The 22,889-nt window shown below is 67.2% G+C and carries 18 protein-coding genes; 4 read left to right on the plus strand and 14 right to left on the minus strand.

The window, feature by feature from the left end; translation table 11 throughout:
* Positions 1-64 precede the first annotated feature (64 nt).
* Positions 65-2,920, plus strand: a complete 2,856-nt coding sequence (gcvP, locus tag DWG20_RS09610) for an aminomethyl-transferring glycine dehydrogenase (protein WP_115433613.1) — start codon at positions 65-67, stop codon at positions 2,918-2,920.
* Positions 2,921-3,013: 93 nt separating this feature from the next.
* Here gcvP and DWG20_RS09615 read toward each other — a convergent pair whose 3' ends face one another.
* The 12 genes from DWG20_RS09615 to can form a co-directional block, all read right to left on the minus strand.
* Complete coding sequence (locus tag DWG20_RS09615) at positions 3,014-4,447, minus strand: gamma-aminobutyraldehyde dehydrogenase (protein ID WP_245944691.1); 1,434 nt, start codon at positions 4,445-4,447, stop codon at positions 3,014-3,016.
* Between the two features lie 20 nt (positions 4,448-4,467).
* Entirely contained in the window at positions 4,468-5,268 is an 801-nt protein-coding gene (locus DWG20_RS09620) for an ABC transporter permease (RefSeq protein WP_115433614.1), read from the minus strand.
* Complete coding sequence (locus DWG20_RS09625; RefSeq protein WP_115433615.1) at positions 5,258-6,202, minus strand: ABC transporter permease; 945 nt, start codon at positions 6,200-6,202, stop codon at positions 5,258-5,260. Before DWG20_RS09625 ends, DWG20_RS09620 begins: the two co-directional genes overlap by 11 nt.
* Before the next feature lie 2 nt (positions 6,203-6,204).
* A complete protein-coding gene (locus DWG20_RS09630) occupies positions 6,205-7,218 on the minus strand; it encodes an ABC transporter ATP-binding protein (RefSeq protein WP_115433616.1) in 1,014 nt (337 codons plus the stop codon).
* A 37-nt stretch (positions 7,219-7,255) separates the two neighbouring features.
* Positions 7,256-8,401: an ABC transporter substrate-binding protein gene (locus tag DWG20_RS09635; RefSeq protein WP_115433617.1), complete on the minus strand. Its 1,146-nt coding sequence runs from the start codon at positions 8,399-8,401 to the stop codon at positions 7,256-7,258.
* Positions 8,402-8,560: 159 nt separating this feature from the next.
* Positions 8,561-9,253: a two-component system response regulator KdpE gene (gene kdpE, locus DWG20_RS09640; protein WP_115433618.1), complete on the minus strand. Its 693-nt coding sequence runs from the start codon at positions 9,251-9,253 to the stop codon at positions 8,561-8,563.
* Positions 9,250-11,979 carry a sensor histidine kinase gene (locus DWG20_RS09645; protein ID WP_245944692.1) on the minus strand — a complete coding sequence of 910 codons (2,730 nt, stop codon included), beginning with the start codon at positions 11,977-11,979 and terminating at the stop codon, positions 9,250-9,252. The genes kdpE and DWG20_RS09645 overlap by 4 nt, the downstream gene beginning before the upstream one ends.
* The gene (gene kdpC / locus DWG20_RS09650; protein WP_115433620.1) at positions 11,969-12,571 is read right to left on the minus strand and encodes a potassium-transporting ATPase subunit KdpC; all 603 of its coding nucleotides are present in this window, start codon (positions 12,569-12,571) and stop codon (positions 11,969-11,971) included. The genes DWG20_RS09645 and kdpC overlap by 11 nt, the downstream gene beginning before the upstream one ends.
* Before the next feature lie 51 nt (positions 12,572-12,622).
* On the minus strand, positions 12,623-14,740 hold the full coding sequence (gene kdpB, locus DWG20_RS09655) for a potassium-transporting ATPase subunit KdpB (RefSeq protein ID WP_115433621.1): 2,118 nt from the start codon (positions 14,738-14,740) through the stop codon (positions 12,623-12,625).
* An 11-nt stretch (positions 14,741-14,751) separates the two neighbouring features.
* A complete protein-coding gene (gene kdpA, locus DWG20_RS09660) occupies positions 14,752-16,527 on the minus strand; it encodes a potassium-transporting ATPase subunit KdpA (RefSeq protein ID WP_220271948.1) in 1,776 nt (591 codons plus the stop codon).
* Between the two features lies 1 nt (position 16,528).
* Positions 16,529-16,618, minus strand: coding sequence for a K(+)-transporting ATPase subunit F (gene kdpF / locus DWG20_RS09665; RefSeq protein WP_115433622.1), 90 nt, complete (start codon positions 16,616-16,618; stop codon positions 16,529-16,531).
* Positions 16,619-16,936: 318 nt separating this feature from the next.
* Positions 16,937-17,584, minus strand: a complete 648-nt coding sequence (can, locus tag DWG20_RS09670; RefSeq protein WP_115433623.1) for a carbonate dehydratase — start codon at positions 17,582-17,584, stop codon at positions 16,937-16,939.
* A 213-nt stretch (positions 17,585-17,797) separates the two neighbouring features.
* Here can and DWG20_RS09675 point away from each other — a divergent pair, with 213 nt between their 5' ends.
* The gene (locus DWG20_RS09675) at positions 17,798-19,855 is read left to right on the plus strand and encodes a PhoX family protein (protein ID WP_115433624.1); all 2,058 of its coding nucleotides are present in this window, start codon (positions 17,798-17,800) and stop codon (positions 19,853-19,855) included.
* Between the two features lie 112 nt (positions 19,856-19,967).
* Positions 19,968-20,831, plus strand: coding sequence for a Rossmann-like and DUF2520 domain-containing protein (locus DWG20_RS09680; RefSeq protein WP_115433625.1), 864 nt, complete (start codon positions 19,968-19,970; stop codon positions 20,829-20,831).
* A 199-nt stretch (positions 20,832-21,030) separates the two neighbouring features.
* Here DWG20_RS09680 and DWG20_RS09685 read toward each other — a convergent pair whose 3' ends face one another.
* On the minus strand, positions 21,031-21,735 hold the full coding sequence (locus DWG20_RS09685; RefSeq protein ID WP_115433626.1) for an SAM-dependent methyltransferase: 705 nt from the start codon (positions 21,733-21,735) through the stop codon (positions 21,031-21,033).
* Between the two features lie 2 nt (positions 21,736-21,737).
* Positions 21,738-22,316: a Maf family protein gene (locus DWG20_RS09690; RefSeq protein WP_115433627.1), complete on the minus strand. Its 579-nt coding sequence runs from the start codon at positions 22,314-22,316 to the stop codon at positions 21,738-21,740.
* A 72-nt stretch (positions 22,317-22,388) separates the two neighbouring features.
* On the opposite strand from DWG20_RS09690, the gene DWG20_RS09695 reads away from it, so the two are divergent.
* Positions 22,389-22,877 carry a YceD family protein gene (locus DWG20_RS09695; RefSeq protein ID WP_240674170.1) on the plus strand — a complete coding sequence of 163 codons (489 nt, stop codon included), beginning with the start codon at positions 22,389-22,391 and terminating at the stop codon, positions 22,875-22,877.
* The last annotated feature ends 12 nt before the right edge of the window (positions 22,878-22,889 follow it).

Raw genomic sequence — 22,889 nt, forward strand, 5'->3', positions numbered from 1 at the left:
GTCAGCCGTATCAGCCCTGCCATGTGCAGGGCTTTTTTGTCCCGCGAAAAACGGTAGAAGAATCATGTCGCTCACCCAACTGTTCAACCGCAACGAATTCGTCTCCCGCCACATCGGCATCGACGCCGCCGACACCCGCGCGATGTTGGCCGAGCTTAACGTCGCGTCGATGGCCGAACTGATCGACCAGACCGTCCCCGCCGACATCCGCTTCGGCAAGAAGCTCGCGCTGCCGGACGCCGTGCCGGAAGCCGAGGCGCTCGCGAGCCTCAAGGCCGTCGCGAGCAAGAACACCGTCAACAAGTCGTTCATCGGCCTCGGCTACTACCCGACGCTGACGCCGACCGTCATCCTGCGCAACGTGCTCGAGAACCCGGGCTGGTACACCGCGTACACGCCGTACCAGGCCGAGATCGCGCAGGGCCGCCTCGAGGCGCTCTTGAACTACCAGCAGATGGTGACCGACTTCACCGGGCTGGAGCTGGCGAACGCGTCGCTGCTCGACGAGGCGACCGCCGCCGCCGAGGGCATGGCGCTCGCGCGCCGCGTGTCCAAGGTGAAGGGCAATGTCTTCTTCGTCGATGAGCGCGTGCTGCCGCAGACGCTCGACGTGCTCAAGACCCGCGCCGAATACTTCGGCTACGAACTCGTGCAGGGCCACCCGGAAGAAGCCGGCAACGGCGACTACTTCGGCGCGCTGTTCCAGTACCCGGGCGAAACCGGCGAGCTGATCGACCTGACCCCGCACATCGGGGCGGTGAAGGCGAAGGGCGGCATCGCCGTCGTCGCTGCCGACCTGATGGCGCTGGCGCTGGTGAAGTCGCCCGGCGAGCTGGGCGCCGACGTCGCCGTCGGCAACACGCAGCGCTTCGGCGTGCCGATGGGCTTCGGCGGCCCGCACGCCGCCTACTTCGCCTTCCGCGACGACATGAAACGCGCCGCGCCGGGCCGCATCATCGGCGTGTCGGTCGACACCCGCGGCAAGCCGGCGCTGCGCATGGCGCTGCAGACGCGCGAACAGCACATCCGCCGCGAGAAGGCCAACTCCAACATCTGTACCTCGCAGGTTCTGCTGGCCAACATCGCCGGCTTCTACACCGTCTACCACGGCCAGGAAGGCATCAAGCGCATCGCGACGCGCATCCACCGCCTCGCCGCGATCTTCGCGCACGCGGTGCAGGCCGCCGGCTTCAAGCTGGTGGCGACGCGCTTCTTCGACACCGTGCAGGTCAAGCTCGGCGCCAAGGCCGACAAGGTGTACGCCGACGCGCTCGCGGCCGGCTACAACCTGCGCCGCGTCGACGGCAGCGTGCTCGGCGTCGCCTTCCACGAGGCCGCCAGCGTCGAAGACCTTTCCCGCCTCATCGAGCTCTTCACCGGCCGCTCGGCCAACGTCGACGCGCTCGACGCCGAGACGCAGGACGCGATCCCCGCGTCGCTGCGCCGCGAGACCGCCTACCTGACGCACTCGGTGTTCAACACGCACCACAGCGAGCACGAGATGCTGCGGTATCTGAAACAGCTCGAGAACAAGGACCTCGCGCTGAACCACTCGATGATCTCGCTCGGCAGCTGCACGATGAAGCTGAACGCCACCTCCGAGATGATCCCGATCACCTGGCCGGAATTCTCCGAGATCCACCCGTTCGCGCCGCGCGACCAGGTTGCCGGTTACCTCGAGATGATCGAAGGCCTGGCCGAGCAACTGAAGGCGATCACCGGCTTCGACGCGATCTCGATGCAGCCGAACTCGGGCGCGCAGGGCGAGTACGCCGGTCTGATGGCGATCCGCCGCTACCACGCCGCGCGCGGCCAGGGTCAGCGCGACATCTGCCTGATTCCGCGCTCGGCGCACGGCACCAACCCGGCGACCGCGCAGATGATGGGCATGAAGGTGGTCGTCGTCGACTGCGACGAGAACGGCAACATCGACGTCGAGGACCTGAAGGAAAAGACCGAGGCGCACGCCGACGATCTGGCCGCGCTGATGCTGACCTACCCGTCGACGCACGGCGTGTTCGAGGAAGCGGTGCGCGAGATCTGCGAACTGGTGCACGGCCACGGCGGCCAGGTCTACATGGACGGCGCGAACCTGAACGCGCAGGTCGGCCTGACCCGTCCGGCCGACATCGGCGCCGACGTCAGCCACATGAACCTGCACAAGACCTTCTGCATCCCGCACGGCGGCGGCGGCCCGGGCATGGGCCCGATCGGGCTCAAATCCCATTTGGCGCCGTTCATGGCCAACCACGTCGTGTTCGACGTGCCGGGCTCGCAGCCCGGCCAGGGCGCGGTGTCGGCCGCACCGTTCGGCTCGGCGTCCATCCTGCCGATCTCATACATGTACATCGCGATGATGGGTGCCGACGGCATGAAGGAGGCGACCGAAGCGGCCTTGCTCAACGCCAACTACGTCACCAAGAAGCTGTCGGACCACTACCCGGTGCTCTATACGGGCAAGAACGGCCGCGTCGCGCACGAGTGCATCATCGACCTCAGGCCGCTGAAGGCGGAGTCCGGCGTCACCGAGGTCGACATCGCCAAGCGCCTGATGGACTACGGCTTCCACGCGCCGACGATGAGCTTCCCGGTCGCAGGCACCTTGATGATCGAGCCGACCGAGTCCGAATCGAAGATGGAGCTCGACCGCTTCATCGCCGCGATGATCGCGATCCGCGAAGAGGTGCGTAAGGTGCAGGACGGCGTGTGGCCGGCGGACAACAACCCGCTGAGGAACGCGCCGCACAGCAAGGCCGATATCGCCGGCGATTGGGACCGCCCGTACAGCCGCGACGAAGCTTTGTTCCCGCTGCCCTACGTGTTCGACAACAAGTTCTGGCCGTCGGTGAACCGCATCGACGACGTGTACGGCGACCGCAACCTCGTGTGCAGCTGCCCGGGCACCGACGCTTACGTGTAAGCCTAGTCCGAGCTTGCCAAGCAGACGGCGCCCCGCGGGGCGCCGTTTTTTTGTCTCTCGACGTTGGCCGAGCCGGCCTTGGCGATGAAAGCGTCAACCGTGCTTGATCATCACGTGGCGCGCGACGGTGTAGTCCTCGAGCCCGTACAGAGACAGGTCCTTGCCGTAGCCCGACTGCTTGAGGCCGCCGTGCGGCATCTCGGACACCAGCATGAAGTGCGTGTTGACCCAGGTGCAGCCGTACTGTAGCCGCGCGGCGGCATCCATCGCGCGGCCGATGTCGGAGGTCCACACGCTGGACGCGAGGCCGTAGTCCGAGTCGTTGGCCCACGCGACGACATCGTCTTCGTCGCCGAATCGCGTCACGCTGACCACCGGGCCGAACACCTCGCGCCTTACGACCTCGTCGTGCTGGTGCGCGCCGGCGAGCACCGTCGGCGCAAAGAAGAAGCCGGGGCCGGACAGCGGCGCGCCGCCGGCGACCGCCTCGATATGCGGCTGCGCGACGGCGCGTTCGACGAAGCCGGCGACGCGCGCGCGATGTTCGTCGCTGACCAGCGGCCCCATCTCGACGTCCTCGTCGTGCTGCGCGCCGACCTTGATCTTCGATACCGCCGACGCGAGGTCGGCGACGAAACGGTCGTAGATCTTGCTGTGCGCGTACACGCGGCAGGCGGCGGTGCAGTCCTGGCCGGCATTGTAGTAGCCGAAGGCGCGGATGGCCTCGATCACGGCCGCAAGGTCGGCGTCGTCGTAGACGATCACCGGTGCCTTGCCGCCGAGTTCCAGGTGGGTGCGCTTCATCGTCGCGACCGCCGCCTCGATCACCTTGCGCCCGGTCGCCGGGCTGCCGGTGATCGAGAGCATCCGCACGCGCACGTCGTTGATCAAGGGTTGGCCGACGCTCTCGCCGCGCCCGACGACGACGTTGACCACGCCCCTGGGAAAGAGCTCGGCCAACCATTCGCCAAGCAGCAGCGTCGTCAATGGCGTGATTTCCGACGGCTTGATCACGACGGTGTTGCCGGCGGCGAGCGCCGGCGCGAGCTTCCACGCGGCCATCATCAAGGGGTAGTTCCACGGCGCGATAGCCGCGACGACGCCGATCGCGTCGCGGCGGATCAGGCTGGTGTGGCCGGCGAGGTATTCACCGGCGGCCGAACCGGGCAGGCAGCGGCAGGCGCCGGCGAAGTAGCGGAACACGTCGGCGATGGCGGGGATCTCGTCGGCCAGCGCCGCCGCGTACGGCTTGCCGCAGTTCTTCGCCTCGAGCTCGGCCAACCTTTCGCCGTTGGCCTCGATGCGGTCGGCCAGCTGCAACAGCCGCGCGGCGCGGTCCTTCGGCGGCGTCGCGCGCCAGGCGTCGAACGCGGCGTCGGCGGCGGCGACCGCGGCGGACAGCTGCGCGGCGCTCGCTTCGTTGAGCTCGGCCAAGGTCGCGCCGGTCGCCGGGTCGAGCACCGGGTAGGCGTCGCCGTCGCCGGCGACGAGGTGGCCATCGATCAACATCGCGTTCGGCAGTTTCATGGTTCTCTCCGTGGGGGCGGCTATTTCTCGTCGCCGGTCTCGCGCGTCAGGCGCCACGCGGCGAGGATGGGCAGGGCGGTCATGAGCATCACCATCAGCGCGACGACGTTGGTGACCGGCACGTCGCGCGGCCGGCCGAGCTGGTTCAACAGCCAGATCGGCAGCGTCTTCTCGTGGCCGGCGGTGAAGGTGGTGACGATGATCTCGTCGAAGGACAGCGCGAATGCGAGCATGCCGCCGGCCAAGAGCGCGGTCGCGAGGTTGGGCAGCACGACCAGAAGCAGCGTCTGCCAGCCGTCGGCGCCGAGGTCCATCGACGCCTCGAGCTGCGAATGCGGCAGACGCCTTAAGCGCGCGATCACGTTGTTGTAGACGATGACGACGCAGAAGGTCGCGTGGCCGGTGACGATGGTCCAGAAGTTGGGGTTGACCTCGGCCAACCTGAACGCCGACAACAGCGCGATGCCGGTGATGATGCCGGGCAGCGCGATCGGCAGGATCAAGAGCAGCGTGATCGAGTCCTTGCCGGGGAAGGATTTCCGGTACAAGGCGCCGGCCGCCATGCTGCCGAGCAGGAGCGCGACGAGGGTCGCGACCGCCGCGACGCGCGCCGACAGCGCCAGCGCGTCGAACACGTCGTCGCGCGCGGCGGCCTCGGCGAACCAGGCGAGCGTGAAGCCCTGCAAGGGGAAAGAGAACGCGCTCCGTTCGGTGTTGAATGCGTAGAGCAGGATCACGACGATAGGAAAGTGCAGGAAGGCGAGCCCGGCGTAGGCGGCGATCCGCAAGGTCCACGGTGCGCGGTCGCTGTCAGAGCGCATCGAAGGCTCCCAGCCGGCGCGCGATCGCCAGATACACCGCGATCAGCACGATGGGCACGACGGTGAACGCGGCGGCGAGCGGAATGTTGCCGACCGTGCCCTGCATCGTATAGACCATGGTGCCGATGAAGAGGCCGGACGGACCGATGATCTGCGGGATGATGTAGTCGCCTAGCGTCAGCGAGAAGGTGAAGATCGAGCCGGCGACGACGCCGGGAAAGGCCATCGGCAGGATCACGAGGCGGAAGGTCTGCAGCGGCGTCGCGCCGAGGTCGGCCGACGCGGCGATCAGGCTGGCCGGTACGCGTTCGAGCGCCGCCTGGATAGGCAGGATCATGAACGGCAGCCAGATATAGGTGAACACCAGGAAGCGGCCGGAGTGCGACGTGGCAAGCGTGCTGCCGCCGACGTAGGGCAGCGTCAGCAAAGCCTCTACAAAACCGGCGAGCCCAAGCCGTTCGACGAACCACCACGCGATGCCGCCCTTGGCGAGCACCACCGTCCACGCGTAGACCTTGACGAGATAGCTCGCCCACATCGGCAGCATCACCGCGATATAGAAGAAGGCCTTCTCGGCGCCGCGCGCGTAGCGCGCCATGTAGTAGGCGATCGGAAAGGCGATGAAGGCGGAAGCGATCGTCACCGCCGCCGCCATCGCGAGCGTTCTCAGTACGATGTCGAGGTTGGCCGCATCGACGAGATGGCGGTAGTTGGCGAAGGTGACGTCGCGCGTCACCGCCATCGTGAAGTCGTCGAAGGTGTAGACGCTCTGGATCAGTAAGGTCGCGAGCGAACCGAGGTAGACGATGCCGAACCACGCGAGCGGCGGCGCGAGCAGCAAGAGGAGAAGCAACGTGTCGTGCCGGTAGAGCAGCGTGGAGACGCGCCGCGCCGCGCTTTGAGGGTTGGCCGAGCTTGTCTGTAGTGTCGCCATCGCTAACGTTCCAGCCAGTGGATCGCCGACGCGGGCCACGACAGCGTGACCGCCTCGCCCGGTTCGGCGCGAGCCGGGCCATCGTCGGCGGGCAGCAGCGCGGTCAGCCGCGTGCCGTCTTCGACCTCGACCTCGAAACGCTGCTGCGCGCCGAGGAACTGAACGTCGATCAGCGTGCCGGCGACGAGGATCTGTCCTTCGCCGTCCGACAGCGCGTGCGCCAGCGTCACCCGTTCCGGGCGGATCGAGAACGCCTGCGCGCGGCCGGCGAGGCGCTCGGCCAACGTGGGGTCGATCACGTTGCTGGTGCCGACGAAGTCGGCGACGAAGCGCGACGCCGGGCGAGCGTACAGCGCCTGCGGCGTGTCGACCTGTTCGAGTCGTCCGTCGGCGAACACCGCGACGCGGTCGGACATCGACAGCGCCTCGCCCTGGTCGTGGGTGACGAAGACGAAGGTGATGGCTAGCTTTTTCTGCAGGCGTTTCAATTCGACCTGCATCTGCTCACGCAGCTTCAAGTCGAGCGCACCGAGAGGCTCGTCGAGCAGCAGCACGCGTGGCCGGTTCACGAGCGCGCGCGCCAGCGCGACGCGCTGGCGCTGGCCGCCCGAGAGCTGGCCGGGCTTGCGGCCGCCGTAGTCGGCGAGCGCGACCATGTCGAGCGCGTCGCGCGCCTGGCGTTCGCGCTCGTGTCGCGCGACGCCCTTGACCCTGAGGCCGTAGCCTACGTTCTCGAGCACGGTCATGAAGGGGAACAGCGCGTAGTCCTGGAACACGGTGTTCACGTCGCGCTGATACGGGGGCTTGCGGCTGGCGTCTTCGCCGTGGATCAGCACGCGGCCGCGCGTCGGCAGTTCGAAGCCGGCGATCAGCCTGAGACAGGTGGTCTTGCCCGAGCCGGACGGGCCGAGCAGCGAGAAGAATTCGCCTTCCTCGATCGCGAGGTCGAGCCCGTCGACCGCGCGCACCGGCCCGTAGTGACGGCAGGCATCGATGAATTCCACCGCAGCCGGCATGCTGCCCTCCCTAAAGCAAGGGGCCGATAACGCGTCCCTATTTACCGCCCATGATCGCGATGTAGTCGCGCGTCCAGACGCTGTACGGCACGCAGCGACCCTGCGTCGCGCACTTGGCCTGCGGCGTCTTCCAGAAGCGCACCTGCGCGAAGCGCGCAAAGCCGTTGGTCTGGCAGAAGTCGCTGCCACTCGGGGCTTTTTGCTGGCACGCGTTGGGCACCACCGGGTTGGAGCCGAACCACTCGGCGAGCGACGACTGCAGCTTCGTGTTCAGCGAATATTCCATCCACTTGTACGCGCAGACCGGATGTTTGGCGTCGGTATGCAGCATCGTCGTGTCTGCCCAGCCGGTGGAACCTTCCTTCGGGATCACCGACGCGATCGGCTGCTTCTCGGCCTTCAGCGCGTTGACCTGGTAGCCCCAGGCGCTCGAAGCGACGACGCCCTCGTTCTTGAAGTCGTTCATCTGCACGGTGACGTCGTGCCAGTAGCGATGCTTGAGCCGGTATTGCTGGCGCAGGACCTTGAGCACCTCGGCGTACTGCTGCTCATTGAGTTCGTACGGGTCCTTGATCCCGAGCGCCGGGTTCTTCTTGGATAGATAGAGCGCGGCGTCGGCGATATAGATCGGCCCGTCGTAGGCCTGGATGCGGCCCTTGTTCGGCTTGCCGTCAGGAAAGGTCTGCGGCTCGAACACCACCGCCCAGGACGTCGGCGGCGTCTTGAAGATCTTGGTGTTGTACATCAGCACGTTCGGCCCCCACTGGTAGGGGACGCCGTAGTGCTTGCCGCCTACCGTGTGCCATGGCGCGTCGGTCAGCCTCGGGTCGAGCGACTTCCAACTCGGCACGAGCTTGATGTTGATCTCCTGCACCTTCTTGCCGTGGATCAGCCTGAGACTCGCGTCGCCCGACGCAGTGACGAGGTCGTAGCCGCCCTGGTTCATCAGGCTGACCATCTCGTCCGACGTCGCTGCGGTCTTGACGTTGACCTTGCAGCCGGTCGCCTTCTCGAAAGGCGTCACCCAGTCGTAGTTCTTGTCGGTCTCGCCGCGTTCGATATAGCCGGGCCACGCGATGAGGTCGAGCCGGCCTTCGGGTTTGGCGAGCGAGGCAGGCGGGGCGGCGACGCCGTAAGTGGCGTAGGCAGACAGCAGCACGAGAAACAGGGAACGCACCCGCATGGATTTCTCCTTGGTCGGTGCTGACGGGATGGGGTCGTCAGAGGGAGGCGGGCGGTCTTCGGGACTGGCGGTCTGACGATGTTCATGACAGATGGCGAAGGCCGACGCTGATTGTTTTATGCGTCGGCCTTAAGACAAAGTCAAAAATGGCAGGGGGAATCAGTCGGCGGCCAGCCGGTAGCCGACGCCGGTCTTGGTGAGCAGATACCGGGGCTTGGCCGGGTCGGCCTCGAGCTTGTGCCGCAGCTGCGCCATATAGATGCGCAGGTAGTGGCTGTGCTCGACCGCGTTCGGCCCCCACACTTCCTTCAACAGGTGTCTGTGGGTCAGCACCTTGCCGGCGTGGCGCGCGAGCTCGGCCAACAGCCTGAATTCCAGCGGAGTCAGGTGCACCGCCTCGCCTGACTTGCTCACCTTGTGTGCGGACAGGTCGATCGCCAGTTCGCCGGCCTCGATCACCGGATTGGCCGGCGCGGCCTGGTTCAGCCGGTGCCTGAGCGCGACGCGGGTGCGCGCCATCAGCTCGGCGACGCCGAACGGCTTGGTCAGGTAGTCGTCGGCGCCGGCGTCGAGCGACGCGACCTTGTCGGTTTCTTGATGACGCGCCGACAGCACGATCACTGGCACCGCGCTCCATTCGCGAAGCGAGCGGATCACCGTGACGCCGTCTGCGTCGGGCAGACCCAGGTCGAGCAGCACCAGCTGCGGCAGGTGGCGCGCCGCCTCGGCAAGGCCCTCGCGCGCGGTCTCGGCGTCGATCACGGTAAAGCCCTCGGCGACGAGGCTCGCGCGCAGGAAGCGGCGGATCTGCAGCTCGTCTTCGATGATCAATACGGGCGCGGCGGTGCTCATGCGTCAGGGTCTCCTTCTATCGAAAAAACGGGCGGCTCGCCGGGGCTAGGCAGGAACACCGAGAAACGCGCACCGCCTTCGGCGCGGCGGCTCGCCCTGATATTGCCGCCGTGCGCCTCTACGATCGCGCGGCAGATCGCCAGCCCGAGCCCTACGCCGCCGGCGTTGTCTTCCGGTCGCGCGCGCTGGAATTTCTCGAACAGGCTGTCCGGGTCTTCGACACCCAGGCCCGGGCCGGTGTCGTCGACGTAGAGCGTGACGCCCGCGGCGGCGACCTCGGCCGACAGCGTCAGAGAGCTGCCCGCCGGCGTGTATTTGACCGCGTTTTCCAAGAGGTTGACCAGCACTCGCTCGAGCAAGGTGCTGTCTGCGTAGACCAGCGGCAGGCCTTGCTGCAGGCGCGTCTCGAGCGGGTGCTCGGCCAACCTCGGGCCGAGCGCGTGGATCGCCGCGCCGAACGCCTCCTCGATCGGCAGCCATTCGGGCGCCATCGGCATCGCGCCGGCCTCGAGCCTCGCCATGTCGAGCACGCTCGCAACCAGCCGCGTCATCCGTTCCGCCTCGGCCTCTATGCCCTCGGCGAGCTGCCGGCGCTGATCTGCAGGCAGATCGCGCTCGGCCAGCGTCGACGCGGCGCCGACGATGCCGGCCAAGGGGCTGCGCAAATCGTGCGAGATCGACGTCAACAGCGAGTTGCGCAGCTTCTCGCTCTGCGACGCGACCTGCACCGCCTCGTTGTCGCGCGACAGCCTGACGCGTTCGAGCGCGAGCGCGACCTGAGCGGCGAAGGCGTCGAGCAGCCGCCTCTCGTCGGGCAGGGTCAGGTTGTCCTCGCCCTTCGGGCGCACCGCGAGCACGCCGAGCGTGTCTTCTGCGCCGGTGAGCGGCAGATAGAGCGCGTCGGCGCCGGGCAGCGTCGCGGTGCCCAGGCCGGCCGCCTCGCCGCGCTCGAACACCCATTGCGCGACGCCGAGATCGGCGCCGTGCAGCGATCCCATGATGCTGTCGCCGCCGGGGTGCTTGAGCCGGCCGTTCGCGTCGGGCAGCAGGATCACCGCCTGCGCCTGCTGGTGTTCGTTCAGGCGTTTCACCGCGGTCTTGAGCACGCCGGTCTCGTCCTGTTCGGACACCAGCGCCTGCACCAACTCGTACATCAGCGCGGTGCGCCGCTCGCGAAAGCCGGACAAGAGCGCCTGGCGGCGGATGTTGGCGGTCAGCCGGCTGATGGTCAGCGCGACGCCGAGCATCACCGCGAAGGTGAACAGGTACTGCGTGTCGGAGACGGCGAAGGTCAGGTAGGGCGGGATGAAGAAGAAGTCGAAAGCCGCGACGCTCGCGATAGACGCGAGCACGGCAGCGCCATGGCCGTAGCGGTAGGCGGCGAGCACGACGACCAGCAGGTAGAGCATGATCAGGTTGATCGGTTCGGCGATGTCGCGCACCAGCCAGGCGAGCGAGGTGACCAGCGCAGGTAATCCTAGGCCCCAGGCTAGCATCCCGCTACGTTGCTTGCGCAGCGCGGCGAGGTGTTCGACGCCGAGGTAGTCGCGGCTGGCGGCGAGCCACGCCGACAGCGCGGCGCTCTCCTGCGGCTTCTTCGCGATCAGCGTCAGGTCGATGTCGTCGGCGAGCTGGCCGATCCGCGCCGACAGCGTAACGCGCTGCCAGAAGCGGCGGCGCCGGCTCGCGTGGCCGAGCACGATGCGGCCGGCGTTGCGGCTGCGAGCGAAGTTGACCAGTTCCTCGGCGACCTCGTGGCCGGCAAGCGTCTGCACCCGAGCGCCGAGGCTCTCGGCCAACTTCATCGCCGCGGCGACCTCGGCCTCGCCGCCGAGCTCACGCGTCTCGACGTGCACCACCCACCAGTCGGCGCGCAGCGGCTCGGCCAACCTCTTGCCGGCGCGTACCAGCCGCTCGCCGTCGTGCGGGCCGATTGCGACCACCAGCCGCTCGGCCACCTGCCACACGTCGCCGATCGCCGCGCGGCGCCGGTAGTCGTGCATCTGCGCATCGACGCGGTCGGCGGTGCGTCTGAGCGCGAGCTCGCGCAGCGCGATCAGGTTGCCCTTGCGGAAGAAGTGGCTGGCCGCGCGTTCCGCCTGCTCGGGAATATAGACCTTGCCCTCGGCCAACCTCGTCAAGAGCTCGTCGACCGGCAGGTCGATCAGCTCGACCTCGTCGGCCTCGCCGAACACCCAGTCGGGCAGCGTCTCGGACACGCGGATGCCGGTGATGCGTCCTACGACGTCGTTGAGGCTCTCCAGGTGCTGGACGTTGAGCGTCGTGTAGACGTCGATGCCGGCGTCGAGCAGTTCGTCGACGTCCTGCCAGCGCTTGACGTGCCGGCTGCCCGGCGCGTTCGTGTGCGCGAGTTCGTCGACGAGGATCAGCTGCGGTTTTCGCGCGAGCGCGGCGTCGAGGTCGAACTCCTTCAGCTCGGTGCCGCGGTAGGGGACGCGTCGCACCGGCAGGCGCGGCAGGTGCGACGCGAGGAGCGCGGTCTCGCTGCGGCCGTGCGTCTCGATAAGGCCAATGAGCACGTCGAGGCCGGCCGCCAGTTGTGCGCGGCCGGCCTCGAGCATGGTGCAGGTCTTGCCGACCCCGGCGGCCGAGCCGAAGAAGACCTTCAGCCGGCCGCGGTGTTCGCGTGCCTCGTCCTCTTGGACCTGGGCGAGGAGGGCGTCGGGGTCGGGGCGGTTCGGTGTCATCACATGATTATGCCGCATCGAGGCGTGTCGCCTTCACGCGCGCGTCGAGCGCGAGGTTGAGCTTGAGCACGTTGACCACCGGTTCGCCGAGAAAGCCGAGCATCCGGCCCTCGACATGGTCTTCGATCAGCGTCTCTACCTCGGCCAACGTCAGACCGGTTTCGCGCGCGACGCGAGAAGCCTGGTAACGCGCGGCCTCGGGCGAGATATGCGGGTCGAGGCCGCTCGCCGACGCGGTGACGAGGTCTACAGGCACAGGCCCCTTGTCGGCCGGGTCGAGCTTTCTCAACGCGTCGATCCGAGCGGCGACGGCTTCCTTGAGCGCCGGGTTGAGCGGGCCCTGGTTGCTGCCCGAAGAGCCCTGGCCGTTGTAAGCGACGCCGCCGGTCGCCGACGGGCGGCCCCAGAAGTGCTTCGGGTCGGAGAAAGGCTGGCCGATCAACTCGGAGCCGCGCGTCTTGCCTTCTTCTACGATCAGGCTGCCGTTGGCTTGGGAAGGAAACAGCGCCTGCGCCGCGCCTGTCACGGCGAGCGGATAAACGAGGCCGGTGACGAGTGCGAGCGCGCCGAAAGTCTTCGCGCAGGGCAGCAGGATGTCTTTTAGATTCATGATGGTTTCTTTCTCGGGGCGCCGCACGGGTGCGGCGCCGCGTTAATAGGATCAGACCCAGCCGAAGGCGACGAGCACCAGGTCGATCAGCTTGATGCCGATAAAGGGCACGATCAGGCCGCCGACGCCGTAAATGAATAGGTTCTTGCGCAGCAGCCGCTCGGCGGTGTCCGGCCGGTAGCGCACGCCCTTCAGCGCGAGCGGGATCAGCGCGACGATGACGAGCGCGTTGAAGATCACCGCCGACAGGATCGCCGACGCCGGCGTCGCCAGATTCATCACGTTGAGCGCGCCAAGCTGCGGGTAGGTCGCGACGAAGGCCGCCGGCAGGATCGCGAAGTACTTCGCGACGTCGTTCGCGAGGCTGAAGGTGGTCAGCGCGCCGCGCGTCATCAGCATCTCCTTGCCGATGGCGACGATCTCGATCAGCTTGGTCGGGCTCGAATCGAGGTCGACCATATTGCCGGCCTCCTTGGCCGCCTGCGTGCCCGAGTTCATCGCCACCGCCACGTCGGCCTGCGCGAGCGCCGGCGCGTCGTTGGTGCCGTCGCCGGTCATCGCGACCAGACGCCCCTCGGCCTGGTGTTCGCGGATCAATTTGAGCTTCGCCTCGGGCGTCGCCTCGGCGAGGAAGTCGTCGACGCCGGCTTCGGCGGCGATCGCCGCGGCGGTCAGCCGGTTGTCGCCGGTCACCATCACGGTGCGGATGCCCATCCGGCGCAGCTCGGCGAAGCGCTCCTTGATCCCGCCCTTGACGATGTCCTTCAGCTCGACGACGCCGAGCACGCGTGCTTTTCCGGCGACGACCTCGGACACGACGAGCGGCGTCGAGCCCTTCTTCGCGACCTGGTCGACCAGCGCGTTGACCTCGGAAGGGAACGCCGCGCCCTGCGCGAGCATATGGCTGCGGATCGCGTCGGCCGCGCCCTTGCGGATCTGGCGGCCGTCGACGTCGACGCCGCTCATGCGCGTCTGCGCGGTGAACGGCACGAAGTGCGCATGCATCTGGCCCAACTGCCGCTCGCGCAGCTTGAACTTCTCCTTGGCCAACACGACGATGCTGCGGCCCTCCGGCGTCTCGTCGGGGAGGGACGCGAGCTGAGCGGCGTCGGCGAGCTCCGCGTCCGACACGCCCGGCGCGGCGAGGAAACGCGTCGCCTGGCGGTTGCCGAGCGTGATCGTGCCGGTCTTGTCGAGCAGCAGCACGTCGACGTCGCCGGCTGCCTCGATCGCGCGGCCCGACGTCGCAATCACGTTGGCCGACATCAGCCTGCCCATGCCGGCCACGCCGATCGCCGACAGCAGCCCGCCTATCGTCGTCGGGATCAGGCACACCAAGAGCGCGACGAGCACGGTCTGCGACACCGGCGCGCCGCCGGCGACGAGGGCCGAGTACACCGAGAACGGGTACAGCGTCACGCACGCGAACAGGAACACCAGCGTCATCGCGACGAGCAGCACGGTCAGCGCGATCTCGTTCGGCGTCTTCTGCCGCTTCGCGCCCTCGACCATCGCGATCATCCGGTCGAGGAAGGCCTCGCCCGGGTTCGCGGTGATCTTCGCGACGATCCAGTCGGACAGCACGCGCGTGCCGCCGGTGATCGAAGAGAAGTCGCCGCCCGATTCGCGGATCACCGGCGCCGATTCGCCGGTGATCGCCGACTCGTCGACCGAAGCGATGCCGTCGATCACCGTGCCGTCGCCGGGGACGATGTCACCCGCCTCGATCAGCACGACGTCGCCCTTCTTGAGATCTACGGACGTGGTCAACGTGATGCCGGCGTCGCGGCGCGGCGCCGACAGCTTCTTGGCCATCACGTTCTTCTTCGCGGCCCTCAGCGATTCGGCCTGAGCGCGGCTCCTGCCCTCGGCCAACGCCTCGGCGAAGTTCGCGAACAGCACGGTGAACCACAGCCACACCGTCGTCGCTGCGATAAAGCCGAGCGGCGCGTCCAGCTTGCCGGCCAGGCCCATAAAGAACAGCGCGGTCGTGTACAGGCTGCCTAAGAACACGACGAACATCACCGGGTTCTTCACCTGCTCGCGCGGGTTAAGGCGGGTGAGCGCGCCGACCAGCGCCGGCTTGATGAAGCGGGGCTCGAACAGGCTGAACGCGCGCTTGTGGTGGTGGACGGGGAAGTCGGGGGTCTGCAGTTTTTCGGGTTTCATTATTCCTTACCTCAGATGCCGAAGAGGCTCAGGTGTTCGACGACGGGGCCGAGCGCGAGCGCCGGCAGATAGGTCAGCGCGCCGAGCACGAGCACCGCGCCGATCAAGAGCACGACGAACAGCGGCGTGTGGGTAGACAGCGTGCCGCTCGTAACCGGCACCGCGCGCTTGGCGGCGAGGCTGCCGGCCAGGGCGAGCACCGGTACGATGATCGCGAAGCGGCCGAACCACATCGCCAAGCCGAGCATCGTGTTATAGAACGGCGTGTTGGCCGACAGGCCGGCGAACGCGCTGCCGTTGTTGTTCGCGGCAGACGAGAACGCGTACAGGATCTCGGAGAAGCCGTGCGCGCCGGGGTTCGCGAGGCCGGCGAGGCCCGCGTTCGTGACGACGGCGATGCCGGTGCCCAAGAGAACGAGGAAAGGCGTCGCCAACAGGCCGATCATCACCATCCGGATGTCGAAGCTTTGAATCTTCTTGCCGAGGTATTCGGGCGTGCGGCCTATCATCAGCCCCGACACGAAGACCGCGACGATCGCGAACAGCAGCATCCCGTAGAAGCCCGAGCCGACGCCGCCGAAGATCACTTCGCCGAGCTGCATCTGCAGCATCGTCACCATGCCGCCGATCGGCATCAGCGAGTCGTGCATCGCGTTGACCGCGCCGCAAGATGCGGCGGTGGTGATCGTCGCGAACAGGCTGGTCGCTGCGATGCCGAAGCGCGCCTCCTTGCCTTCCATATTGCCTGCGCCGCCGTCGGCGCCGAGCGCGGTCAGGATCGGGTTGGCCGAGCTCTCGGCCCAGTAGACGGACGCGAGCATGCCGACGAAGAGCAGAGTCATCGCGGCGAAGATCGCGACGCCCTGGCGCCTGTCGCCGACCATATGGCCGAAGGTGAAGCACAGCGCCGCCGGGATCAGGAAGATCGCCAGCATCTCGATCAGGTTCGACAGCGCGTTAGGGTTCTCGTACGGGTGAGCCGAGTTCGCGTTGAAGAAGCCGCCGCCGTTGGTGCCGAGCATCTTGATCGCTTCCTGGCTCGCGATCGGGCCTTGCGAAAGCGTCTGCTCGGAGACGGTCTTGTCGCGCGTCAAGGGTTGGCCGAGGCTGTCCTTCAACGGGGTTCCCGCCGCGTCTGCGATGGCTTCCTTGACGACAAGCGGCTCGACGAGCGGGACCGACTTGCTCGCTTCGAGGTTCTGGATCACGCCCTGGCTCGCGAGCGCCAGCGCGATCACCGTCGCGATCGGCAGCAAGAGGCCGAGCGTCGCACGCGTCAGGTCGACCCACACGTTGCCGATGGATTTCGCCTCACGCCTCACGAAGCCGCGGATCAGCGCGATCGCGACGGCGATGCCGGTCGCCGCGGACAGGAAGTTCTGCACCGTCAGACCGAGCATTTGCGTCAAATGGCTCATCGTCGTCTCGCCGGCGTAGCCCTGCCAGTTGGTGTTCGAGACGAAGCTGATCGCCGTGTTGAACGCCGAGTCGGGCGAGATCGCGGAAAAGCCCTGCGGGTTCAGCGGCAGCACGCCCTGCAGGCGCTGCAGCGCGTAGAGGAAGAGCACGCCGAGCACGTTGAACGCGATCAGACCGATCGCGTAGAGGTACCACGGCATCTCATCTTCGTTTCTTACGCCGAACGCGCGCCAGATCGGCGCCTCGATGCGGGCCTGCCAGCGGTACTCGCCGGCGAACAGTCTTTTCATATAGGCGCCCAGCGGCCAGGCGAGAAGCGCCAACGCGCCGAGGTAGACGGCGCTTTGCAGCAACATGGTGTCTTTCATGTCAGAAGCGCTCCGGGTAGAGAAGGGCGTAGACGAGGTAGGCGAATAGCAAGGCGGCGAGCGCGCCGCCTGCGACGATCAGGATATTCATCGCTGTCCCCCTTCGAGGCTGCGGCAAAGCGAGATCAGCCCAACCATCGCGGCGGATGAGATCAGGCATAAAAGCAGGTAGGGAAGGTCCATCGTGAGACTCCGTCTTTGATCACGACGCGAGTCTAGGAAGGCGGCCGTCAAAACGGCGCAAAGAAAGGAAGTGCGGGCGTAAAGATCGCGTAAAGACGTTGGCCGAGCCTCCAGAGCTCGGCCAACGTCGGGAGGGCGAAGAGGGCTGCTGAAAGAAAAAAGGTTGGCCGAGCTTTGTGCTCGGCCAACCTTTTTTACAGCGTCGGCCTGAGATCGGCCGGGATTCTTAGCGGCCCAGCGCGTCGAGCGCGTCGCGGTAGCGGTCGAGCGCCTCCTCGGTGCTGCTGATCGACACCGACAGGTCGTGCAGGCGGCCGTTGGTCAGGCGGTACACCCAGCCGTGTACGCTCAGTTCCTGGCCGCGCTGCCACGCGTCCTGCACCACCGTCGTCTGGCACGCGTTGAGCACCTGCTCGATCACGTTCAGCTCGCACAGCCGGTCGAGTCGCTCGGCCGGGTCGAGCGCGAGCAGCTTGGCGTCGTGCTTCTGCTTGATGTCGTGGATGTGGCGCAGCCAGTTGTCGACCAGGCCGACGCGCTTGTTGTCGAGCGCCGCGGCGACGCCGCCGCAGCCGTAGTGGCCGGTGACGATCACGTGCTTGACGTTCAGCACGTCGACGCCGAACTGCAGCGCCGACAGGCAGTTGAGGTCGGAGTGGACGATCAGGTTGGCGACGTTGCGATGGACGAACACCTCGCCCGGCAACAGGTTGATCAGCTCATTGGCCGGCACGCGGCTGTCGGAGCAGCCGATCCACAGGTATTCCGGCGCCTGCTGGCGCGCGAGGTTCTCGAAGAAGTCGGGCTCGTTCTGGGTGATTTTCTCCGCCCACTGGCGGTTGTTCTCGAACAGGTGTTGCAACGGTTGGGCCATGGCGTATCTCCGCGAAAAGACGATATCGACGGTCGGGGCTCGCCGCCGAATGCGCGCAGTGTACCGAATGCGGCGAGGGTTTGTCCGCAGACTGTCCGACAATCGGGTGTGCTTAATGACGTGTAATTTGCTTCTCATAAAGAATTAATTCCAAGGTCATCGCGACTCCGCACAATCCACGGCTTTCTGATCCCTGTTCACGGAGTCTCCACGATGTTCGACGTCAACGACGAAAACGCCCCGCCCTCGAATCCCAGCCGCAACGAGACCTTCCACGAGGTCGTCGAGAAGGTGGTCAGCCGCCGCTCGCTGCTCAAGGGCGGCATGGGCCTGTCGGCCGCGCTGTTCATGGGCGGTGGCCTGACCGCCTGTCTTAGCGACGGGAGCGGCGCCACCGGCAGCGCCGGCACGCCGGGTACGACGCCGCAAGCACCGCTGCTCGGCTTCGCCGCGGTCGCCACTTCGACCGGCGACGACATCGTGGTGCCGGCAGGCTATACGGCTAAGGTCATGTACCGCTGGGGCGATGCGCTGTTCAACGACTCGCCGGCGTGGAAGGGCGACGCATCCGAGAGCGGCTTGGAGCAGGCGCGGCAGGCCGGCGACAACAACGACGGCATGCACTTCTTCCCGTTCACCGTCGCGGGCCGGCAGAGCAGTACCGAGGGCCTGTTGGTGATGAACCACGAGTACTGCAACTACGAATACCTGTTCAAGCCCGAGGCCGGCCAGGCCAACTTCCTCGAGCCGTGGACCGCCGACAAGGTGCTCAAGGCGCAGAACGCGCACGGCATCTCGGTCGTGCACGTCAAGAAGGTCGGCGGCGTGTGGCAGGTACAGGTCGGCTCGAGCTACAACCGCCGCCTGACCGGCAACAGCCCGATGACGCTGTCCGGCCCGGCCGCCGGTCACGCGCTGCTTCAGACCGCCGCCGACGCCACCGGTAGCGCGGTGCTGGGCACGCTGAACAACTGCGCGAACGGCTGGACGCCGTGGGGCACCTATCTGACCTGCGAGGAGAACGTCAACGGCTACTTCGGCACCGCCGCCGCCTTCACGGCAGACGCGCTGCAGAGCCGCTATGGTCTTTCCGCTGGTGGCTTCGGCTACCGCTGGCACGAGCACGACGCGCGCTTCGACTTGAACGCGACGCCGAACGAGCCGAACCGCTTCGGCTGGGTGGTCGAGATCGACCCGTTCGACCCGGGCTCGACGCCGAAAAAACGCACCGCGCTCGGCCGCTTCAAGCACGAGAACGCGTGCCTCGTCGTCGCCAAGAACGGCAAGGTCGTCGTCTACCTGGGTGACGACGAACGCTACGAATACATCTACAAATTCGTGTCCGACGGCGTCTACAACGCGTCCAACCCGGCGGCCAACCGCGACCTGCTCGACGCCGGCAAGCTCTACGTCGCCAAGTTCAGCGCCGGCGCCAGCGCGAGCGACTTCGCCGGCGTCGGCCAGTGGGTGCTGCTCGACAAGGCCGCCAACGCGACGCTCGCCGCCGACGCGCGCTTCGCCGACCAGGCCGAGGTGCTGATCAAGGCGCGCCAGGCCGCCGATGCGGTCGGCGCGACCAAGATGGACCGCCCGGAATGGATCAGCAAGCACCCGGCGAGCGGCGAGATCTACTGCACGCTGACCAACAACTCCAGCCGCAAGGATGCGGAAAAAGACGACGCCAACCCGCGCGCGAGCAACCGCTGGGGCCAGATCGTGCGCTGGCGCGAGGCCGGCAGCGACCACACCGCGCTCTCGTTCGACTGGGACCTGTTCGTGCTGGCAGGCAACCCGATCGCCTACCCGGACCGCACCGACCTCAAGTCCGGCTCGGCCAACGTCACCGCCGCCAACACCTTCAACAGCCCGGACGGTCTCGCCTTCGATGCCGACGGCCGGCTGTGGATCCAGACCGACGGCAACTTCAGCAACGCCGGCAACTATGCCGGCCAGGGCAATAACCAGATGCTGTGCGCCGACCCGGCGAGCAAGGAGATCCGCCGCTTCCTGACCGGCCCGTCCGGCTGCGAGATCACCGGTCTCAGCTTCACGCCCGATTCGACGACGATGTTCATCAACGTCCAGCACCCGGGCGAAGCCAGCGACCACCCGCGCAAGCCTGCCAGCATCGCCCCGAGCCCGAATATGGAGGACTACCTCGCGCGCAACTCGCTGGCCTTCAGCCGCTGGCCGGACAACGGCGCCGGCGGGCGGCCGCGCTCGGCCACCGTCGTGATCACCAAGAACGACGGCGGCAAGATCGGTAGCTGACGATTCCGTCCTCGGCAGGCCCGGTCGACCTTCAAGGTCGGCCGGGCTTTTTGCTTGCCGGGGGACGCGCATTCTCGTTTACTTGGCGCTGTCGCTTATAGGGGGAGAGCGCATGATCACGCTGAACATCGTCGGCGCCGGCCGGCTAGGGCAGAGCCTCGCGCGGCTGGCGGCCGACTCGGGCCGCTACCGCATCGCCGGCGTACTGTGCCGCGGGCACGCGCATGCCGACGCGGCGGTCGCCTTCATCGGCGCCGGCACCCCTTGTACCGACGTCAATACGCTGCCCTGCGCCGAACTGACGCTGATCGCCGTGCCCGATGCGCGTATCGCCGACGTCGCCACCGCCCTGGCCGGGCGTGCCTTCCCGCCCGGTGCGCTGGCCTTCCACGCCAGCGGCGCGGGCGAAGTCGGCCTCTTGGCGCCGCTCGCGGCCCGCGGCGTCGCCGTCGGCTGCCTGCATCCGGCGTATTCCTTCGCCGAGCCGGCGCGCGCCGTCGCCGGTTTCGCCGGCACGCCGTGCGCGATCGACGGCGACGATGCGGTGGTCGCGCGCTTGACCACGTTGGCCGAGGCCGTCGGCGGCCAACCGTTCCGGCTCGCGCCCGGCGGCAAGGCCGCCTACCACGCGGCGCTGTCGGTCGCGTCGAACTACCTCGTCACGCTTGCCGACCTCGCCGGCAGGCTCGCGCGCGACGCCGGCGTGCCGGACGCCGCGGTCGCCGGGCTGATCGGTCCGCTGATGCGGCAGACGCTCGACAACGCGCTGACGCTCGGCCCGGCGGCGGCGCTGACCGGACCCATCGTGCGCGGCGACGCCGGCACGGTCGCGCGCCATCTTGCCGTATTGAGCGCGGGCGACGACGCGGCGGCCTACCGCGTGCTCGGCCGGCTGACGCTGGCGCTGGCGTCCGGCCGACCCGATGCCGCCGCTCACGCCGCGCTGAGGGTCTTGCTGGACGAGCCGTCTTCCTGACCGCCAGGCTCGCCGTCGCCGCTGGAGCGTTTCGGCGCAGGCAGGCTCATGGCGCAGGTGCCGCAGGCAAAAAAAAAGACCACGCAAGGCGAACCGGGCGTGGTCTGGGAGAAAGATCAAAGATCGTGGAAACATGCTGCGCGAAGCGCTCATGCATATGGCATTTTGACGCCGTGCCAGGCATTTGGCAAGCGACGCGCTATTTCCCCGCGTAAATCACGAAGATCGCCGGCCGCTTGTGCAGGTCGGGCGCCGCCTTCGGCCAGTCGGCGACGCGCCGGCTGACGATGGCCTGCGTCGGCAAGGTCAGGTCGCACGCGACCGCCAGCCGCGTCGCCGGCGCCAGCGTGTCGCGCAGGCAGGCGAGCAGTTGATTGTTGCGGTACGGTGTCTCGATGAACACCTGGCTCTGGTCGCGCTCGCGCGATTCCTTTTCGAGCGCGCGGATCGCCTTGTCGCGCTCGTCCGGGTCGATGGGCAGGTAGCCGTGGAAGGCGAAGCGCTGGCCGTTGGCACCGGACGCCATCAGCGCGAGCAGGATAGACGAAGGGCCGATCAGCGGCACGACGCAGAAACCCTTTTCGTGCGCGAGCGCGACCAGCTGTGCGCCCGGGTCGGCGACCGCCGGGCAGCCGGCCTCCGACACCAGGCCGACGTCGTGGCCGTCGGCCAACGGTTTGAGCAGCGCGGCGACGTCGGCCGCCGGCGTGTGTTCGTTAAGCACCGCAAGCTGCAACTCGCGGATCGGCGTCGTCACGCCGAGCGCCTTAAGATGCTTGCGCGCGGTCTTCTCGGCTTCGACGACGAAGTGCGTGATATGGACGACGCGGGAGCGCTCGGCCTCGGGCAGCCACGGCGTGTCGGCGTCGCCCAGCGGCGTTGGGATCAGGAACAGTGTCGCCATCTTTATAAAACCTCCACGCCTTCGTTTTTCAGCATCGTCACCAGTTCGAACAGCGGCAGGCCGATCAGCGCGTTCGGATCGGTCGATTCGATTCTTTCGATCAGCGCGCCGCCGAGGCCCTCGCTCTTCGCCGCGCCGGCGCAATGGAGCGCGTCCGGTTCACGCGCGAGATAGGCGTCGATCTGCGCAGGAGTGAGCACGCGCATCGTGACGCGGGTGACGTCGTTCGCTTCCTGCAGGCGGCCGGTCGCGCCGTTATAGAGGGCCAGCGCGGTGTGGAACAGCACGGTCTTGCCGCTCATCGCGGACAGCATCGCGCGGGCGTTGTCCAAAGAGCCGGGTTTGCCGAGCTGTTCGTCGTCCAAGAGCGCGACCTGGTCGGAGCCGATCAGCAGCGCGTCGGGGTAGCGATCGGCCAACGAGGTCGCCTTGACGCGGGCCAGGCGTAGCGCGGTATCCAGGGCCGACTCGCCCGGCAACGGCGTCTCGTCGCACAGCGGCGCGACGGCTTCGAAGGGCAGGGCAAGGCGGGATAAAAGCTCGCGCCGGAAGCGCGAAGTAGAGGCAAGCACGAGTCGCATGAGAGGCGGTTGATTCTTTTGACAAAAGCGCGGCGCGGATTATATCATCCACGGTTTATGTCTGAACCGATTTTGATCGATCCGCTCGCGTTCGCCCGGGAAGGGCTCACTCTGTCTGGCGATGTGGCCGTGGCCACGCTGGACGGGCGCGTGCTCGAAGCCCTGGCCGATACCAACGGTACCCTGCGGTACGCGCTGTCGGGCAGCGTCGACAAACTGCGCCGCCACCACCTGACGCTCAGCGTCGACGGGGAGGTGACGGTGACGTGTCAGCGCTGTCTGGTGCCGATGGTCCAGGTACTCCAGTTATCCTCGGCGATCACGCTGTTCTCCGACGAAGAGAAGCTCGCGGAGGCGGTGGAGGCCGACGAGGAACTGGACGCCATTATGGCCGAGCCGGAACTCGACGTGATGGCGCTGATCGAGGACGAAATCATCATGGGTCTGCCGGTCTCGCCCAAGCACGAAGCGTGCGGGCAGGACGTGCTGGATTCGGTGAAGGTGGAAAAACCCAACCCGTTCGCGGTGCTGGCCACCCTCAAGAAGAACCAGGCCCGTTAACCGTTTTACCCA

The sequence above is a fragment of the Crenobacter cavernae genome (assembly GCF_003355495.1).
GTDB lineage: Bacteria > Pseudomonadota > Gammaproteobacteria > Burkholderiales > Chromobacteriaceae > Crenobacter > Crenobacter cavernae.

Excerpts from the sequence above, each read along its gene's own strand:
- gcvP (WP_115433613.1), top strand. The coding sequence starts at position 65 with ATGTCGCTCACCCAACTGTTCAACCGCAACGAATTCGTCTCCCGCCAC.
- DWG20_RS09615 (WP_245944691.1), bottom strand. The coding sequence starts at position 4,447 with ATGAAACTGCCGAACGCGATGTTGATCGATGGCCACCTCGTCGCCGGC.
- DWG20_RS09620 (WP_115433614.1), bottom strand. The coding sequence starts at position 5,268 with ATGCGCTCTGACAGCGACCGCGCACCGTGGACCTTGCGGATCGCCGCC.
- DWG20_RS09625 (WP_115433615.1), bottom strand. The coding sequence starts at position 6,202 with ATGGCGACACTACAGACAAGCTCGGCCAACCCTCAAAGCGCGGCGCGG.
- DWG20_RS09630 (WP_115433616.1), bottom strand. The coding sequence starts at position 7,218 with ATGCCGGCTGCGGTGGAATTCATCGATGCCTGCCGTCACTACGGGCCG.
- DWG20_RS09635 (WP_115433617.1), bottom strand. The coding sequence starts at position 8,401 with ATGCGGGTGCGTTCCCTGTTTCTCGTGCTGCTGTCTGCCTACGCCACT.
- kdpE (WP_115433618.1), bottom strand. The coding sequence starts at position 9,253 with ATGAGCACCGCCGCGCCCGTATTGATCATCGAAGACGAGCTGCAGATC.
- DWG20_RS09645 (WP_245944692.1), bottom strand. The coding sequence starts at position 11,979 with ATGCGGCATAATCATGTGATGACACCGAACCGCCCCGACCCCGACGCC.
- kdpC (WP_115433620.1), bottom strand. The coding sequence starts at position 12,571 with ATGAATCTAAAAGACATCCTGCTGCCCTGCGCGAAGACTTTCGGCGCG.
- kdpB (WP_115433621.1), bottom strand. The coding sequence starts at position 14,740 with ATGAAACCCGAAAAACTGCAGACCCCCGACTTCCCCGTCCACCACCAC.
- kdpA (WP_220271948.1), bottom strand. The coding sequence starts at position 16,527 with ATGAAAGACACCATGTTGCTGCAAAGCGCCGTCTACCTCGGCGCGTTG.
- kdpF (WP_115433622.1), bottom strand. The coding sequence starts at position 16,618 with ATGAATATCCTGATCGTCGCAGGCGGCGCGCTCGCCGCCTTGCTATTC.
- can (WP_115433623.1), bottom strand. The coding sequence starts at position 17,584 with ATGGCCCAACCGTTGCAACACCTGTTCGAGAACAACCGCCAGTGGGCG.
- DWG20_RS09675 (WP_115433624.1), top strand. The coding sequence starts at position 17,798 with ATGTTCGACGTCAACGACGAAAACGCCCCGCCCTCGAATCCCAGCCGC.
- DWG20_RS09680 (WP_115433625.1), top strand. The coding sequence starts at position 19,968 with ATGATCACGCTGAACATCGTCGGCGCCGGCCGGCTAGGGCAGAGCCTC.
- DWG20_RS09685 (WP_115433626.1), bottom strand. The coding sequence starts at position 21,735 with ATGGCGACACTGTTCCTGATCCCAACGCCGCTGGGCGACGCCGACACG.
- DWG20_RS09690 (WP_115433627.1), bottom strand. The coding sequence starts at position 22,316 with ATGCGACTCGTGCTTGCCTCTACTTCGCGCTTCCGGCGCGAGCTTTTA.